Consider the following 15117-nt stretch of genomic DNA (forward strand, 5'->3'; position numbering starts at 1 on the left):
CCCGCATCGCATCTTCGATGCGCTGCAGCCTCTCCCCGCATGCGGGGAGAGGCGAAGGAAACACCGCCGCGCCCTGCTTATTTCTCCACCCCCTCACGCATCTTTGGCTTAGCTGCCGCGACCGATTGTCGCTAGAACTGTCCCTGCAACAACGCCCCAACAACAACACACAGGGAGAGACATATGCAAAAACTCATCGCCGCGGTTGCGGCCGGCCTCGCTCTCGCCGCCTCGTCAGGCGCGGCGCAGGCGCAGATTTCCGACGATGTCGTCAAGATCGGCGTGCTCACGGACATGTCGAGCCTCTATGCGGACGCGACCGGCAAGGGCTCGCTCGCCGCCGTCGAGATGGCGGTTGCCGATTACGGCGCCAAGGTCGCGGGCAAGCCGGTGCAGGTGGTCGCCGCCGATCACCAGAACAAGCCCGACGTCGGCGTCAACATCGCCCGCAACTGGTACGACAACGACAAGGTCGACGCGATCTTCGACGTGCCGACATCCTCGGTGGCACTGCCGATCTCGGCGCTGACGCGCGAGAAGAACAAGATCAACATCAACTCCGGCGGCGGGTCATCGGACATCACCGGCGTCGCCTGCTCGCCCAACACCGTGCACTGGACCTACGACACCTATGCCCTGTCGAACGTCGCCGGCAAGGCGATGGTGAAGCGCGGCGAGGACACCTGGTTCTTCGTCACCGCCGACTACGCCTTCGGCATGGCGCTGCAGCGCGACGCCGCCAACGTGGTCAAGGAGAGCGGCGGCAAGGTGCTCGGCGAGGTCCGCCATCCGCTCAATTCCTCGGACTTCTCGTCCTTCCTGCTGCAGGCCCAGGCCTCCAAGGCCAAGGTGGTCGCGCTGGCGAATGCCGGCGGCGATACCACCAACGCGCTGAAGCAGGCGGCCGAATTCGGTCTCGTTCAGGGTGGCCAGAAGATGATCGCGCTGCTCCAGGAGATCACCGACACCCATTCGCTCGGCATCAAGGCGACGCAAGGCCTGATCGTCACCGACGCGTTCTACTGGGACATGAACGAGGAGACGCGCGCCTTCTCGAAGCGGTTCAACGAGAAGGTCGGTCATATGCCGACCATGATCCAGGCCGGTCTCTACTCGGCGACCATGCACTATCTGAAGGCGATCGAGGCCATCAAGACCGACGAGGCGCCGAAGGTGATGGAGCAGATGCGCAAAACGCCGGTCAACGACTTCTTCGCCAGGAACGGCAAGATCCGCATCGACGGCCGCATGGTGCACGACATGTATCTGTTCGAGGTGAAGAAGCCGGAGGAGTCCAAGGGCGAGTGGGACCTCTACAAGCTGATCGCCACCGTCCCCGGCGACGAAGCCTTCCGTCCGCTCGACAAGGGTGGCTGCCCGCTGGTGACGCACTGAACGTCTTCTCCCTCTCCCCGCTTGCGGGGAGAGGTGAAAGACGAAAGACACGACAGCGCGCCCGGTGAAAACCGGGCGCGCTTCGTTTCGGCCGTCACGTGAGCAGCATTACTCCGAGTACTTGAACTCGGGCATGTTCTTCAGCTCGTCCTTGCTGGCATTGAACACGGCGTGGTCCGGATACCATTTCGACGTGGACGAGGCGGTCGTAGCCGTCGTCGTCGTGGTCTTCTCGGTGCCGGTCGCAGCGCCGGTGGTCGTGGTCGCCGCAGGCTTCGCGCCCGTGCCGGTGTAGGCGACGGCCTCGTTGACGAACTTCAGCTTCTCGTAGGGGACGGCGACCAGATGCTCGCCCATGCCGAGGAAGCCGCCGACGCCGATCACGGCAATCTTGATGTTGCCGCTCTTGTCCATCAGCAGGTCGTTGATCGAGCCAATGTTCTCGTTGGCGTCGTTGTAGATCTTCAGGCCCGACATCTTCGAGGCACGCCACTCGCCCGACGCAGTCGTCGTCGTTGTGGTGGTGGTGGTGGTGGTGGCCGCGGGCGCTGCCTTGTCGGTGGTGGCGGTCGGGTTTTGCGCGAACGCAACGGTCGCAAGCAGTGCGGTGCCGGCAAGGCCGGCGGCGATCGATTTCATCAACATTGTTGTCCTCTCCTTCAGCAGAAAGCTTATGCGGAGAGAACAGCGGCGATCATCCGCAGTTCCTTTTCTGCGGCAATTTCGTCACGCGATGATGGCGCTGCGCTGCGATGAAAGTTCCTGCGTCACTCAGGAACGTTCGATGAGGAACGTTCCTGATGCACAGTTCCCCGCCGACGATCATGCGCCCTGGGTGAAGCACGATCGCGGCGAGGAACGCGCCGACCTGCGTCGCTCAGGTCAGCTCTTGAAGTCGATTAGAAGTGCGGAGAAATCCGAACCGCCGAATGAGCTGCCGTTGGCGCCGTAGGACGCGCTCGACGATTGCGACTGCTGGAGCGCCTGGAGGAATTGCTGGAGAATGTCCGCCGTGGTCGTGTTGGTCGACGTGCTGCTGGTCGAGTCCGTCGAGGACGAATCCGACGAGCTGTCATCCGGCGGCGGACCGGGCGGCGGTCCGCCCGCACCACCCGGACCACCGGGGCCACCGGCGCCGCCGGGCCCCTTGGCGAAAGCGGACTGAAACACGTTCTTCAGTTCGTCCGCCTGGTCCGAGGTCAGCGTCCCGTTCGACACTTCGTTGGCGATGAGATCGTCGATCTTCGACTTCATCTCGTCCTTGGAAGGACGCGTGCCGCTCGACTGATCGCTGGATCGGCTCGACTGCAAGGCGGTGTCGATATCGGTCAGCGCCGTCGAGAGCGCCGACTGGTCCGACGACGAGATCGTGCCGTCGGAAACGTCCGATTGCAATTGCTGCTGAAGCCGCTGCAGGGGCGACTGGTAGTTACCGGCGGAGGCCGCCGAAATCGAGGTCATAATGGCTCCGTGGCTTTTGCGGGGTTTCGTAAGCGACACCGCCACGGTATGGTTAGCGGCCTTAACGAGACCTTGCCGCTTCCCTGCCCGGGTATTGCCTGCTGTTGCGCCCGGACAGGCAGAAACAATCCGAAACAAAAATCTTCGCCTTTTGGCCCGAATCTTGGACAAACAAAGCGCATGGCCAATCCCAACATCCTGGTCGTCGAGGACGACCGCGAAACCCGGACGTTGATTGCAAAGTACCTGCGCAACAACGCCTGCAACGTCACCACCGTGAGCGATGGTCGGGAGATGTCGCGTGCCTTGGCCGATCACAGGGTCGACCTCATCATCCTCGACGTCATGCTGCCCGGCGAGGACGGCTTGAGCCTGTGCCGCAAGGTACGCTCGGAGGCGCAGACGCCGATCATCATGCTGACCGCGCGCGGCGAGGACGTCGATCGCATCGTCGGCCTCGAGATGGGCGCGGACGACTATCTGCCGAAGCCGTTCAACCCGCGCGAGCTGCTCGCACGCATCAACGCGGTGCTGCGCCGCCAGGCCGCAGCCCAGGCGGCAAGCTCGATCGAGGGCGCCTCCACGCTCGTCTTCGAGGGCTGGCGCATCGATCTGCGCCTGCGCGAATTGCGCAATCCGGAAGGCGCGCGCGTCGCGGTGACCAGCGCCGAGTTCGATCTTTTGCGGACGTTCTGCGAACGGCCCGGCCGCGTGCTGTCGCGCGACAGCCTGCTCGACCTCACGCAAGGGCGCAACACCGGCTCGTTCGAGCGCTCGATCGACGTGCTGGTCAGCCGCATCCGCCGCAAGATCGAGCCCAATCCGGCCGATCCCACCATCATCAAGACGGTGCGCTCCGGCGGCTATCTGTTCACGCCCAGAACCGAAGCGGCCGGGACTGAAGCAGCTGGCAATGAAGCGGTCGCGGCGACCCTGGGCAGTTAGTGGAGCGGTCGTCATGACGCCGTTCCGCTTCTTCCACCTCAAAAGCATCGGTGGACAGATCGCCGCGCTGGTGGTGGCGTCGATCGTCGCGCTGCATCTGATCCTCACCGCCAGCTTTCTGATCAGCCGGCCGGACCGGGCCGAGCCGCCGCCCGACGCCGCCCATCAGCTCGCGGACGCGGCGCTGCTGCTCAACGGCACGGATGCGAGCGAGCGGCCGCGCATCCTCGCCAATATCGTGCGTGCGTTTCCGAAGGCCGGCATCGAGCTCCTCGCGCCGGGGACCTTCTCCGTCGCCGACGACAGGGAGGGCCCGCATCTGCGCAACGTGCGCCGGCATCTCGGCCATCAGTACAAGGTGGTCGCGCTGCCCCCGAATTTCGGCGTGCACCGCGTCGCGGTCGAGCTTCCCGACGGCAGCGTGATCGCAGGCCGCGTCGAGCAGGGCCCGCATCCGCCGCGGTTCTGGGGCGGCCCCTGGATGATAACGCTGCTGTTCGCGCTGATCAGCGTCACGATGCTCGGCCTGTGGGCGGCCTACGCGCTGGCCGCGCCGCTGTCCTCGTTTGCCAGGGCCGCCGAGAATTTCAGCCTGGACGGGGCGGCCGATCCGCTGCCCGAGCGCGGCCCGGAGGAGATCCGCTCGGTCGCGCGCGCGCTCAACCGCATGCATGAGCGGATCGCGCGGCTGATGTCGGATCGCACCCGGATGCTGGCGGCGATCAGCCACGACCTGCGAACGCCGATCACCCGGCTGCGCCTGCGCGCCGAGTTCATCGAGGACGAGGGCAACCGAAGGCGCATGCTGATCGATCTCGACCAGATGCGCTCGATGCTGGAATCCGTGTTGTCGCTGCTGCGCAACGACCGCAAGATCGAGGCGGTGACGCTGGTCGACATCGCGAGCACGCTCCAGGTCATCGCCGACCAGTTCGGCGACATGGGCCATGTCGTGCACTATGACGGCCCCGCTTCGGCTACGGCCGCCGCGCGGCCCGACGAGCTGCATCGGGGCGTCACCAACCTCGTCGAGAACGCGGTTCGCTTCGGCGCCGAAGTGACGATCCGCCTCGACGTATCAGGCACCAGGCTCGTCATCGACGTCGAGGACGACGGCCCCGGCATCTCGGATGCGCGCAAGCAGGAGATGCTGGAGCCGTTCGCGCGCGGCGACGACGCGCGCACCATGGACGAGCACACCGGCTTCGGGCTCGGCCTGTCGATCGCGCGCGCCATCGCGATCGCTCATGGCGGCGAATTGTCGTTGCACGACCGCGCGCCGCACGGGCTGATCGTGCGGATGCAGTTGCCGGTATGGCAGCAGCCGCGGCGGGCGGCGTAAGGCACGCCTCAGGCGGCGAGCGGCGGATGCTCGATCGGGTGCTCATCGAAGATCGCCACCGCCTCAAAGCGGTAGCCGCAGGCGTGGCATTTCCAGAGATAGGAAACGCGGCCTTCGCCCGGCTCGATCCAGTCCGGAGACGGGATCGGTGCCCCACATTGCGCACAGGGGTTCTGCTTGGGGATGTCGCCGATGTCTGCTCGGGTCATGGACGTTCTCCCGAATTTTGAATAGCGATTTTTGGGCGAATGCACGAATAGACAGACCTGCTGTCGCGTAACGCACATCGCCAAGTGCAATCCTAACCTGGGTTTGAGTCGTAAAAACGACGGCCCCGCGAAAATCGCCGCTGGCGGCGTTTCGCCACATCATCGCCGTGTTCCCACGGCCTAACGCGCACGGGTGCAGGTTCGTTCTGCCGAGGAATAATTCAATGAAAATTTTGCGTATTGCCGTGGTCGCTGCGGCCGGGCTGATGTTGCCCCAGGCCGCATTCGCGGGCGAAGCCGAATATGCCGAGATGGTCGCGGCCCATGCCCGCGCCAACGGCGTGCCGGAAGCGCTGGTGCATCGCGTCATCATGCGCGAGAGCCGCTATCAGCCCGGCCTGATCGGTCGCGGCGGCACCATCGGCCTGATGCAGATCAAGCTCGCGACCGCCCGCGGGGTCGGCTACACCGGCGACGCCGCCGGCCTGCGCGATCCCAACACCAACCTCACCTACGCCGTCAAATACCTCGCCGGCGCCTATCGCGCCGCCAACGGCGACCACGCCCGAGCCGTGCGTTATTTCGCGGGCGGCTATTACTACGTTGCAAAGCGGCAGCGTCAGGAGGCCATGCAGGTCGCCAATATGGGCGACACCTGGCTCGAGCCGAACGGCAATCCGCAGCCGATGCTCGGGACGGCGCCGCATAAGAAGCTGGCCCAGCGCGTCAGCAATGCGCGGGCGCAGGTTCCCAACCACTAGCCACCGTCATTCCGGGGCGATGCGAAGCATCGAGCCCGGAATCTCGAGCTTCCCCGGTGCGCAATTGCGCACCCGGGGTTCGGTCCGGCGGACCGCGCCGGAATGTCAGCCCTGTGGCTAGCGCGTTGACCACCCCGTCCCGCTGGCATACATTAGAGCCGTTCCGAGGGGTGCTCCGAGGAGGAGCTGAGATACCGCTAAATGGGTCAGAAGGCCCAGGACCGCGGTGACCCTTTGAACCTGATCCGGGTCATGCCGGCGAAGGGACAGGGATGTTGCAGACCACCAAGCGACCGGATTCCCCGGTATCCATCATCGGCGCAGGCATTGCAGGTGCCTGGCAGGCGCTTTTGTTCGCGCAGGCCGGCCATGCCGTGACGCTACACGAGCGCGGTGACGCCGCGATGACCGATTCCACCAGCCATTGGGCCGGCGGGATGCTCGCGCCCTGGTGCGAGGCGGAGGTCGCCGAACCCATCATCTCCAGGCTCGGCCAGCGCTCCCTGGACATCTGGCGGCGCGAGCTGCCGGACACCCCCTTCAATGGCTCGCTCGTCGTCGCCCACCCGCGCGAGCGCAACGATTTCGAGCGCTTTGCGCGGATGACCGAAGGCCACCGCCGGCTAGATGCGACCAGCCTTGCCGAGCTCGAGCCGTCGCTGGAGGGCCGCTTCCGCGACGCGCTGTTCTTCCCGACCGAGGGCCATGTCGAGCCGCGCCGCGTGCTGCCGAAGCTGCACGAGCGCATCCGCGCCGCCGGCGGCATCATCAAGTTCTCCAGCGACGTCTCCGCCAAAGACCTCGACGGTATCGTGATCGACTGCCGCGGCCTCGGCGCGCGCGACGAGCAGCCGGAGTTGCGCGGCGTCAAGGGCGAGATGATTTTGATCGAGACCGGCGAGGTGCGGCTGGCGCGCCCGGTGCGGCTGATCCATCCGCGCTGGCCGCTCTACGTGATCCCGCGCGAGGACAATCTGTTCATGCTGGGCGCGACCTCGATCGAGGCCGAGGACACCGGCGTCAGCGTGCGCTCCGCGCTGGAGCTGCTGGGTGCGGCCTATGCCGTGCATCCTGCTTTCGGCGAGGCCCGCATCGTCGAATTCGGCTCGGGCTTGCGCCCCGCTTTCCCCGACAATCTGCCGCGCATCGGCATTCGTGGCGGCCAGATCAGCGTTAACGGGCTCTACCGCCACGGCTTCCTGATCGCACCGGCGCTCGCCGAGCTGACGCTGCAATACGTCCAGCGCGGCCAGATCGACAATGAGGTGATGCAATGCGCGTGATCGTCAACGGCGAGCAGCGCGAGGTGAATTCCGCAAGCGTCGACGCGCTGCTGGCCGAGCTCGACTACGAGGGCACCCATTTCGCGATCGCGCTCAATTACGACGTCGTGCCGAAAAGCCGCTGGGCCGAGACCCACCTCAAGGCCGGCGACGAGATCGAGATCATCACGCCGCGGCAGGGAGGGTGAGGGAGATGATGGCACGCTCTCTCCACTTGTCGTCCCCGCGAAGGCGGGGACCCATAACCACAGGGAGCGGTTATGGCGGCCGGTCTCTCCCCACGTGCCCCAAGAGAAATCACGCGGTATGGGTCCCCGCCTTCGCGGGGACGACAGTTGAACTTGAGGAGACACCTCGGACATGGTGACCTTCTACGGCAAATCCTTCCCCTCCCGCCTCCTGATCGGCAGCGCGCTGTATCCCTCGCCTGCGATCATGCAGGCGGCGATCCGTGCCTCCGGCTCGAACATCGTCACGGTATCGCTGCGCCGCGAAGCCGCCGGCGGCAAGACCGGGGACGCATTCTGGAATCTGATCCGCGAGCTCGACGTCAGCGTGCTGCCGAACACCGCCGGCTGCCGCAGCGTGCGCGAAGCCGTGACCACCGCAAAACTCGCGCGCGAATTGTTCGGCACATCCTGGATCAAGCTGGAAGTGATCGCCGACAACGACACGCTGCAGCCCGACGTCGTCGGCCTGGTCGAAGCCGCCACCATCCTGATCAAGGACGGCTTTGAGGTGTTCCCCTATTGCACCGAGGATCTCTCGGTCGCGAACCGCCTGGTCGATGCCGGCTGCAAGGTCGTCATGCCCTGGGCCGCGCCGATCGGCTCGGCCCGCGGCATCACCAACCGCGACGCGCTGAAACTGCTGCGCGAGCGCCTGCCTGATATCACGCTGGTGGTCGATGCCGGCATCGGCGCGCCGTCGCATGCGGCCGAGGCGCTCGAACTCGGCTACGACGCCGTGCTGCTCAACACCGCCATCGCTAAAGCCGCCGATCCCGTCGCGATGGCCAATGCCTTCCGTCTCGGCTGTGATGCCGGCCGCACCGCCTACGAAGCCGGGCTGATGAACGCCCGCGACTTCGCTTCCCCCTCCACCCCTGTCGTTGGGACACCATTCTGGCATGCCGTATCCTGATCGCTTCTATCCCGTCGTCGACAGCCTCAAATGGGTCGAACGCCTGACCAAGCTCGGCGTCGGCACCATCCAGCTGCGCGCGAAAGACCTCAACGATGCCGACGCGCTCCAGATCGTCACCGATGCGCTGGCGATCACGAAGGACACGCAGGCCAAGCTGGTCGTGAACGACTATTGGCGCGCGGCCGTCGTCGCCGGCGCAAAATATCTGCACCTCGGTCAGGAAGACCTGGCGGAAGCGGACCTCAAGGCCATCCGCGAGGCCGGCCTGTCGCTCGGCATCTCCACCCATGACGACGCGGAGCTAGAGACCGCGCGTGCCGCAGAGCCCGACTACGTCGCGCTCGGTCCGATCTTCTTCACCACGCTCAAATCGATGCGCTTCGAACCGCAGGGCATTCCGAAGATCACGGAATGGAAGAAGCGGATCGGCAGCATCCCGCTGGTCGCGATCGGCGGCATCAAGTTCGAGCACGCCGCGGAGATCTTTGCCGCCGGCGCAGATTCCATCGCCGTCGTCAGCGACGTCACCCAAAACGCCGACCCGGACGCGCGAGTCAAACAATGGCTTGGCGATTCCGCCAAAGCCGCCTGAACGAGAGATACAACGGAGGATCCCATGAACATCCGCTCCAACCCCGACAAGACCGTTCCCGCCGTCACCACCGGCCCGCTGCCCTCGTCGCGAAAAATCTTCGCGTCTCCGGACGCTGCGCCCGACATCCGCGTGCCGTTGCGCGAGATCATCCTCTCCGAGGGCGCCGGCGAGCCCAACCTGCCGGTCTACGACACCTCGGGCCCCTACACCGACCCGACCGTTACCATCGACGTCAACGCCGGCCTGTCGCGCAACCGTCTCGCCTGGGTCAAGGAGCGAGGCGGCGTCGAGGAGTATCAGGGCCGCGATATCAAGCCGGAGGACAATGGCAACGTCGGCGCCTCGCATGCCGCAAAGGCCTTCACCGCGCACCACAAGCCGCTGCGCGGCCTCGACGGCCACAAGATCACCCAGCTCGAATTCGCCCGCGCCGGCATCATCACCAAGGAAATGATCTACGTCGCCGAGCGCGAAAACCTCGGCCGCAAAAAACAGCTCGATCGCGCGGAGGCAGCGCTGGCCGACGGCGAAAGCTTTGGCGCCGAAGTCCCTGCCTTCATCACCCCGGAATTCGTCCGCTCCGAGATCGCGCGCGGCCGCGCCATCATCCCCTGCAACATCAACCACGCTGAGTTGGAGCCGATGATCATCGGCCGCAACTTCCTCACCAAGATCAACGCCAATATTGGCAACTCCGCCGTGACGTCGTCGGTGGAAGAGGAAGTCGACAAGATGGTGTGGGCGATCCGCTGGGGCGCCGACACCGTGATGGACCTCTCCACCGGCCGCAACATCCACACCACCCGGGAATGGATTCTGCGCAACGCGCCGATCCCGATCGGCACCGTGCCGATTTACCAGGCGCTGGAGAAGTGCGAAGGCGATCCCGTCAAACTGACCTGGGAGCTCTACAAGGACACGCTGATCGAGCAGTGCGAGCAGGGCGTCGACTACTTCACCATCCACGCCGGCGTGCGCCTGTCCTATATCCACCTCACCGCCAACCGCGTCACCGGCATCGTCAGCCGCGGCGGCTCGATCATGGCGAAGTGGTGCCTGGCGCATCACAAGGAGAGCTTCCTCTACACCCATTTCGACGAGATCTGCGACCTCATGCGCAAGTATGACGTCTCGTTCTCGCTCGGCGACGGCCTGCGCCCCGGCTCGATCGCGGATGCCAACGACCGCGCGCAGTTCGCCGAACTCGAGACGCTCGGTGAACTGACCAAGATCGCGTGGGACAAGGGCTGTCAGGTCATGATCGAGGGCCCCGGCCACGTGCCGATGCACAAGATCAAGATCAACATGGACAAGCAGCTCAAGGAGTGCGGCGAGGCGCCGTTCTACACGCTTGGACCGCTGACCACCGACATCGCGCCGGGCTACGACCACATCACCTCGGGCATTGGCGCCGCCATGATCGGCTGGTTCGGCTGCGCCATGCTCTGCTACGTCACGCCGAAGGAGCATCTCGGCCTGCCTGATCGCAACGACGTCAAGGTCGGCGTCATCACCTACAAGATCGCTGCGCACGCCTCCGACCTCGCCAAGGGCCACCCGGCCGCCCAGCTCCGCGACGACGCGCTCTCCCGCGCCCGTTTCGACTTCCGCTGGAGCGACCAGTTCAACCTCGGCCTCGACCCCGACACCGCCAAGAACTTCCACGACGAGACCCTGCCGAAGGAAGCCCACAAGGTCGCGCATTTCTGCTCGATGTGCGGACCAAAATTCTGCTCGATGAAGATCACCCAGGACGTGCGGGACTATGCGGCGACGCTGAACGACCCGAACAGCGTGGGCATGTCGATGAGCGGCACCGCCGAGGACGGCATGGCGAAGATGAGCGCGAAGTTCAAGGAGATGGGCTCAAGCGTGTATCTGGATGCGGAGAAGGTGAAGGAGAGCAATCGGGTGCTGTGAAGGATATCCCTACTCCATCGAACTCAGGGGCCGGGTGAAAGTCCGGCCCCTCTCATTATGAGACTATCTTGTAACTAGAGCCTCCTACCATCGCTCTTTGACCGAGCGCCTTCGCGGAACGGCTAGCCTTAGCGTCCGCTAGCTCAACTCCAGCGCCCGCATTAGAACTTGATTGGCATTCTCGAAATTTTGGCGTTGATCCCGAATTCCGTAGGCCCACTTTTCGCCGTGGAATAAATTATTCCTCAGCCGATACGTGATCAACAATAACGCCGCAATCATGTCCTTCGGAGTTGGCTGTTCTTGGCTCAGAGCCTCCTCGACCAACTTCCGGCAATCGCTCCGTCCAAATCTTAGTCCTTCGAAGAGATCACCGAAGGTTCCATTCAAGAAATAGCGAGACCTGAAATAGTGAAACGCACCTTCAAATGGATCGCGCTGGAGTCCTCTCGTCGAATCCCAATCCTCTACTTTCCTAACAAGACCCACAGCGTTTGCCCGCGCGTTCATTACCTGTAACTCAAACAGGCCCCATAGAAGAGAAAAGTGCGCAATGGCAGCCCGTTCTCGCTCATTCAGTTGAGCGTAGCCAAGAGCACGATTTGCGAGCCAATTTTCGGGATCAATCACGTTAAGCACTCCAGTCGAGTTAGCAAGCGCAGCCCGGATGAGCGCAGCGATATCCGGGGTCTTTGCTTTCCCGCATATCGCTCCGCTCATGCGGGCTACAACAGCTCAAGCTAAGAATTCGGTATCGAAGACTCATCGAATGGAGACGTACTCGGCTAGGTTAACTCCCTTTCGAATTTCGGTTCCGTACGATTCGTGGATGCCAGCTCTGATAGCGACCTCCTTACAAGATATTCCTTCGAGTTGACTCGCCCACCGAATGCCGAACAGATGAATAGCTATCACTTTCTTGCCTTCTTCGGCGGTGTCATAGTCTTGGCGCAACTGATCCGCCAACTCTTGAACGATCACGGAGAGCTCCCTCTTAATCTTTTAGTGCGCTTGTTGGTGTCACGGGTTGAATGGACGCATTTGTGACCGGCTGAGCTTTCTTATGCAACTGGCAAACCTAGAAGCTGTCGACTTGCCTGAAATCCCCCACCGCCTCCCCGATCAGCTCCGCCCCAACCTCCGCCTCGTCTTCGTCGGCACCGCCGCCAGCACGCGCTCGGCCGCGGTCGGACACTACTACGCCCATCCCGGCAACCGGTTCTGGCGCGCGATCCATGAAGCCGGCATCACGCCGCGGCGGTATCAGCCGGGCGAGTTCGCCATGCTGCTCGAACTCGGGATCGGCTTCACCGATCTCTCCAAGTCGGGCGCCGGGATGGATCATCAGATCGCGACTGAAACGATCGACGTGCCCGGCTTCAGGGCCAAGATCGAAACATATCGGCCGCGGACGATTGCGTTCACGAGCAAGAAGGCCGCGAGCTTGTTTTACGGCAGGCCGTCGAGTGGGATCGCGCTGGGACGGCAGCCGCGCGAGGAGAAGCTCCCCGACGTGTTCGTGCTGCCCTCGCCGTCCGGCGCTGCGTCCGGTCACTGGACGCTGGAGCCTTGGCGGGAGCTTGCGGCGTGGATCGCTGCGTTGGACGCTCAACCCCCACAGACCTCATCCTGAGGAGACCGCGCAGCGGTCGTCTCGAAGGATGGCCGCAGGCGACATCCGGGCCTGCATGGTTCGAGACGGCGCTTCGCGCCTCCTCACCATGAGGAGTTAGAACACCCGTTGCCGCCCTAAAGATCGAAATTGGTCGGCAGCATGACCACGTCGCGAATGGTCATGCCGCGCGGCCGTGTCAGCATGAACATCACGACCTCAGCCACGTCACTGGCCTCCAGCAGGCTACCCGTTTCCCTGGCTTCCTTCAGCTTCTCCGGCGGCCAGTCCGCGAGCAATGAGGTGACGACCGGGCCGGGCGAGATCGAGCCGACGCGAATGCCGTGCTTGAAGACCTGGCGCCGCACCGTCTGGACGAAGCAGTTGATCGCCCATTTGGACGACGCATAGACCGGCTCCCAGGGCGTCGGAAAATGCGCCGCCAGCGAGCTCGTGACGATGATGTCGCCGCTCCGGCGCGCGATCATGTGCGGCAGCACGTCGTGCACGTTCTTCATCACGACGTTGACATTCAGGTTCAGCATCCGGTCGATGGCCATAGTGTCGGCATCGACCAGATCGCCGCCGACATAGGTGCCAGCATTCGCATGCAGGATGTCGAGCTGGCCTGCCTTCTCCAGGACGCGCGGCAGCAACGATGCGCAGTCCCTGGGATCCAGGAGGTCGACGACCAGCGGGATCACGGCGTCGCCATGCCTGTTGCTGAGCGCCTTCAGCGCGGCCTCGTCGCGGTCGACCATCACCACGCGCGCGCCCGCGGCCAGCATTGCTTCAGTGCTCGCCAACCCGATGCCCGACGCGGCCCCGGTCACGGCAGCAACCTTGCCTTCCAATTCGTTTCCCATGGGATCACCATCCTGCTGATGGTCGTCAGTATAGCGATGCAAGGCGAATTGGCGATGCGGATGGTTGGCTTCGTAGGGTGGGCAAAGGCGCTCTTGCGCCGTGCCCACCATCTCTCAACAAATCCGGAAGAACGGTGGGCACGGCGCGCGAAGAGCGCGCCTTTGCCCACCCTACGGCACCGTCACCCCGCATACGCCCTATCGAGGTCCGCGATGATGATCTTCCGCATCTCCATCATCGCCTGCATGACGCGGTTCGCTCTGGTACGGTCGGGATCGCCGAGGTAGCGGCCGAGCGCCGACGGGATCACCTGCCAGGACAGTCCAAATTTGTCCTTGAGCCATCCGCATCGGGATTCCTCGCCACCGTCGGCAGTGAGGCGGCTCCAGAAGTAGTCGACCTCGGCCTGCGTCTCCACGCTGATGAAGAACGAGACCGCCTCGGTGAAGCGGTATTGCGGCCCGCCGTTGAGCGCGTGGAAGCGCTGGCCTTCGAGTTCGAACACCGCCATGAGGTCGCTGACGGTCTCGACTTTTGCGTTGGGGAACACCGCTTTGTAGAAGGCGACGGCTTCCTGGACGTTGTTGGCGAACCAGAGGAACGGCGTGATTGACGTCATGAAATTGTATCCTTTCGTCTTGGACCGGACGCGCGACCATCGCTGCAAGGACGAGCGGCGGAACGGTGTTCCGACACGGGCGCCGGACTTTTTACGGCGCCCCTGTCGGAACCCGAGCCGGCCGTTCGTCCTTTGAATGCAACGCCGATCACCCCGGAGCCGCCAGATGCCCACCATCACAGCCTTCGAAAACTCACCCGACCGCGGCAAGGGGCAGGCGCGCGACATGCGCGTTCGCTGGGCGCTCGAGGAAGTGGGCCTGCCCTGCGACGTCCGCCTCGTGTCGTTCGCGGCGATGAAGGACCCCGCCCATCTTGCGCTGCATCCGTTCGGGCAGATTCCGACCTATGAGGACGGCGATCTCGCCTTGTTCGAGTCCGGCGCGATCGTGCTCCATATCGCCGAACGCCATGATGGATTGTTGCCAAAGGATGCGAATGCGAGGAGCCGCGCGATCGCATGGATGTTTGCCGCGCTCAACACGCTGGAGCCGCCGATCGTCGAGTTCGGGATGACGATGCTGTTCGAGCGCGACAAGGGCTGGTACGAGGAGCGGCTGCCGGTCCTGAAGGATCGGGTCCGTATCAGGCTCGGCGAATTGTCGCGTCGCCTCGGCGAGGCCGAGTGGCTCGACGGCGCGTTCAGCGCCGGCGATCTCATGATGGTGACGGTGCTGCGCCGGTTGAATGCATCTCGCCTGCTGGAGGAATATCCCGACCTCTCGGCCTATGTCGCCCGCGGCGAAGCGCGGCCTGCATTCCGGCGGGCGTTCGATGCGCAACTGGCGGTGTTCACCGCCGCATCGACCAGCAGATAGAGGCCGCGCCTCTCACTGAAGCGGTACATCACCCCGAATTAATACGTCGAACGGGCGACGCCGGGCGTCCTCCGATCGAATGACGCTGCGCACAATGCGCAAGGACAGTTGCCAGCCCGTCGCTCCGGCGATACGACTTGAGGTG

The 15117-nt window shown here is 64.1% G+C and carries 18 protein-coding genes and 1 riboswitch; of the genes, 11 read left to right on the forward strand and 7 right to left on the reverse strand.

What is annotated here, in order from left to right:
• Nucleotides 1-183: 183 nt before the first annotated feature.
• On the forward strand, nt 184-1395 hold the full coding sequence (locus AB7245_RS35305; RefSeq protein WP_085405136.1) for an ABC transporter substrate-binding protein: 1212 nt from the start codon (nt 184-186) through the stop codon (nt 1393-1395).
• A gap of 108 nt (nt 1396-1503) precedes the next feature.
• On the opposite strand, the gene AB7245_RS35310 is transcribed toward AB7245_RS35305, so the two are convergent.
• Together AB7245_RS35310 and AB7245_RS35315 are read right to left on the reverse strand one after the other, a co-directional pair.
• Nucleotides 1504-2040 (reverse strand): PRC-barrel domain-containing protein, encoded by a 537-nt coding sequence (locus AB7245_RS35310; protein ID WP_135214816.1) that lies wholly within the window; start codon nt 2038-2040, stop codon nt 1504-1506.
• A gap of 237 nt (nt 2041-2277) precedes the next feature.
• Nucleotides 2278-2856: a hypothetical protein gene (locus AB7245_RS35315; protein ID WP_085405138.1), complete on the reverse strand. Its 579-nt coding sequence runs from the start codon at nt 2854-2856 to the stop codon at nt 2278-2280.
• A gap of 180 nt (nt 2857-3036) precedes the next feature.
• Here AB7245_RS35315 and AB7245_RS35320 point away from each other — a divergent pair, with 180 nt between their 5' ends.
• Both AB7245_RS35320 and AB7245_RS35325 read left to right on the forward strand, forming a co-directional pair.
• Entirely contained in the window at nt 3037-3801 is a 765-nt protein-coding gene (locus AB7245_RS35320) for a response regulator (RefSeq protein ID WP_085405139.1), read from the forward strand.
• Between the two features lie 13 nt (nt 3802-3814).
• Nucleotides 3815-5143 (forward strand): ATP-binding protein, encoded by a 1329-nt coding sequence (locus tag AB7245_RS35325; protein ID WP_085405140.1) that lies wholly within the window; start codon nt 3815-3817, stop codon nt 5141-5143.
• 8 nt (nt 5144-5151) lie between these two features.
• Here AB7245_RS35325 and AB7245_RS35330 read toward each other — a convergent pair whose 3' ends face one another.
• The gene (locus AB7245_RS35330; protein ID WP_028153771.1) at nt 5152-5352 is read right to left on the reverse strand and encodes a hypothetical protein; all 201 of its coding nucleotides are present in this window, start codon (nt 5350-5352) and stop codon (nt 5152-5154) included.
• Between the two features lie 224 nt (nt 5353-5576).
• On the opposite strand from AB7245_RS35330, the gene AB7245_RS35335 reads away from it, so the two are divergent.
• The 6 genes from AB7245_RS35335 to thiC all read left to right on the forward strand — a co-directional run bounded on the left by AB7245_RS35335 (nt 5577) and on the right by thiC (nt 11057).
• The gene (locus AB7245_RS35335; protein ID WP_085405141.1) at nt 5577-6113 is read left to right on the forward strand and encodes a lytic transglycosylase domain-containing protein; all 537 of its coding nucleotides are present in this window, start codon (nt 5577-5579) and stop codon (nt 6111-6113) included.
• A 156-nt stretch (nt 6114-6269) separates the two neighbouring features.
• A riboswitch (TPP riboswitch) is annotated at nt 6270-6398 on the forward strand.
• On the forward strand, nt 6386-7396 hold the full coding sequence (locus AB7245_RS35340; protein WP_085405142.1) for an FAD-dependent oxidoreductase: 1011 nt from the start codon (nt 6386-6388) through the stop codon (nt 7394-7396). It overlaps the preceding riboswitch by 13 nt.
• Nucleotides 7387-7584 (forward strand): sulfur carrier protein ThiS, encoded by a 198-nt coding sequence (thiS, locus tag AB7245_RS35345; RefSeq protein WP_028153774.1) that lies wholly within the window; start codon nt 7387-7389, stop codon nt 7582-7584. Before AB7245_RS35340 ends, thiS begins: the two co-directional genes overlap by 10 nt.
• 172 nt (nt 7585-7756) lie before the next feature.
• A complete protein-coding gene (locus AB7245_RS35350) occupies nt 7757-8539 on the forward strand; it encodes a thiazole synthase (RefSeq protein WP_135214817.1) in 783 nt (260 codons plus the stop codon).
• Entirely contained in the window at nt 8526-9134 is a 609-nt protein-coding gene (locus tag AB7245_RS35355) for a thiamine phosphate synthase (RefSeq protein WP_085405144.1), read from the forward strand. Before AB7245_RS35350 ends, AB7245_RS35355 begins: the two co-directional genes overlap by 14 nt.
• A gap of 24 nt (nt 9135-9158) precedes the next feature.
• On the forward strand, nt 9159-11057 hold the full coding sequence (thiC, locus tag AB7245_RS35360) for a phosphomethylpyrimidine synthase ThiC (RefSeq protein WP_085405145.1): 1899 nt from the start codon (nt 9159-9161) through the stop codon (nt 11055-11057).
• Nucleotides 11058-11195: 138 nt separating this feature from the next.
• Here the strand turns inward: thiC and AB7245_RS35365 are convergent, their stop codons facing one another.
• Both AB7245_RS35365 and AB7245_RS35370 read right to left on the reverse strand, forming a co-directional pair.
• Complete coding sequence (locus AB7245_RS35365; protein WP_135214818.1) at nt 11196-11687, reverse strand: hypothetical protein; 492 nt, start codon at nt 11685-11687, stop codon at nt 11196-11198.
• 132 nt (nt 11688-11819) lie between these two features.
• On the reverse strand, nt 11820-12038 hold the full coding sequence (locus tag AB7245_RS35370; RefSeq protein ID WP_085405147.1) for an HTH-like domain-containing protein: 219 nt from the start codon (nt 12036-12038) through the stop codon (nt 11820-11822).
• A gap of 82 nt (nt 12039-12120) precedes the next feature.
• On the opposite strand from AB7245_RS35370, the gene AB7245_RS35375 reads away from it, so the two are divergent.
• Nucleotides 12121-12690 (forward strand): mismatch-specific DNA-glycosylase, encoded by a 570-nt coding sequence (locus AB7245_RS35375; protein ID WP_094184514.1) that lies wholly within the window; start codon nt 12121-12123, stop codon nt 12688-12690.
• Between the two features lie 116 nt (nt 12691-12806).
• On the opposite strand, the gene AB7245_RS35380 is transcribed toward AB7245_RS35375, so the two are convergent.
• Together AB7245_RS35380 and AB7245_RS35385 are read right to left on the reverse strand one after the other, a co-directional pair.
• Nucleotides 12807-13535 (reverse strand): SDR family oxidoreductase, encoded by a 729-nt coding sequence (locus AB7245_RS35380; protein ID WP_085405317.1) that lies wholly within the window; start codon nt 13533-13535, stop codon nt 12807-12809.
• A 182-nt stretch (nt 13536-13717) separates the two neighbouring features.
• Entirely contained in the window at nt 13718-14155 is a 438-nt protein-coding gene (locus AB7245_RS35385; RefSeq protein ID WP_085405148.1) for a VOC family protein, read from the reverse strand.
• Nucleotides 14156-14321: 166 nt separating this feature from the next.
• Here AB7245_RS35385 and AB7245_RS35390 point away from each other — a divergent pair, with 166 nt between their 5' ends.
• The gene (locus AB7245_RS35390) at nt 14322-14972 is read left to right on the forward strand and encodes a glutathione S-transferase family protein (protein WP_085405149.1); all 651 of its coding nucleotides are present in this window, start codon (nt 14322-14324) and stop codon (nt 14970-14972) included.
• Nucleotides 14973-15117: the final 145 nt, after the last annotated feature.

The organism is Bradyrhizobium sp. 604_D8_N2_3 (assembly GCF_051810765.1).
Lineage (GTDB): Bacteria > Pseudomonadota > Alphaproteobacteria > Rhizobiales > Xanthobacteraceae > Bradyrhizobium > Bradyrhizobium barranii.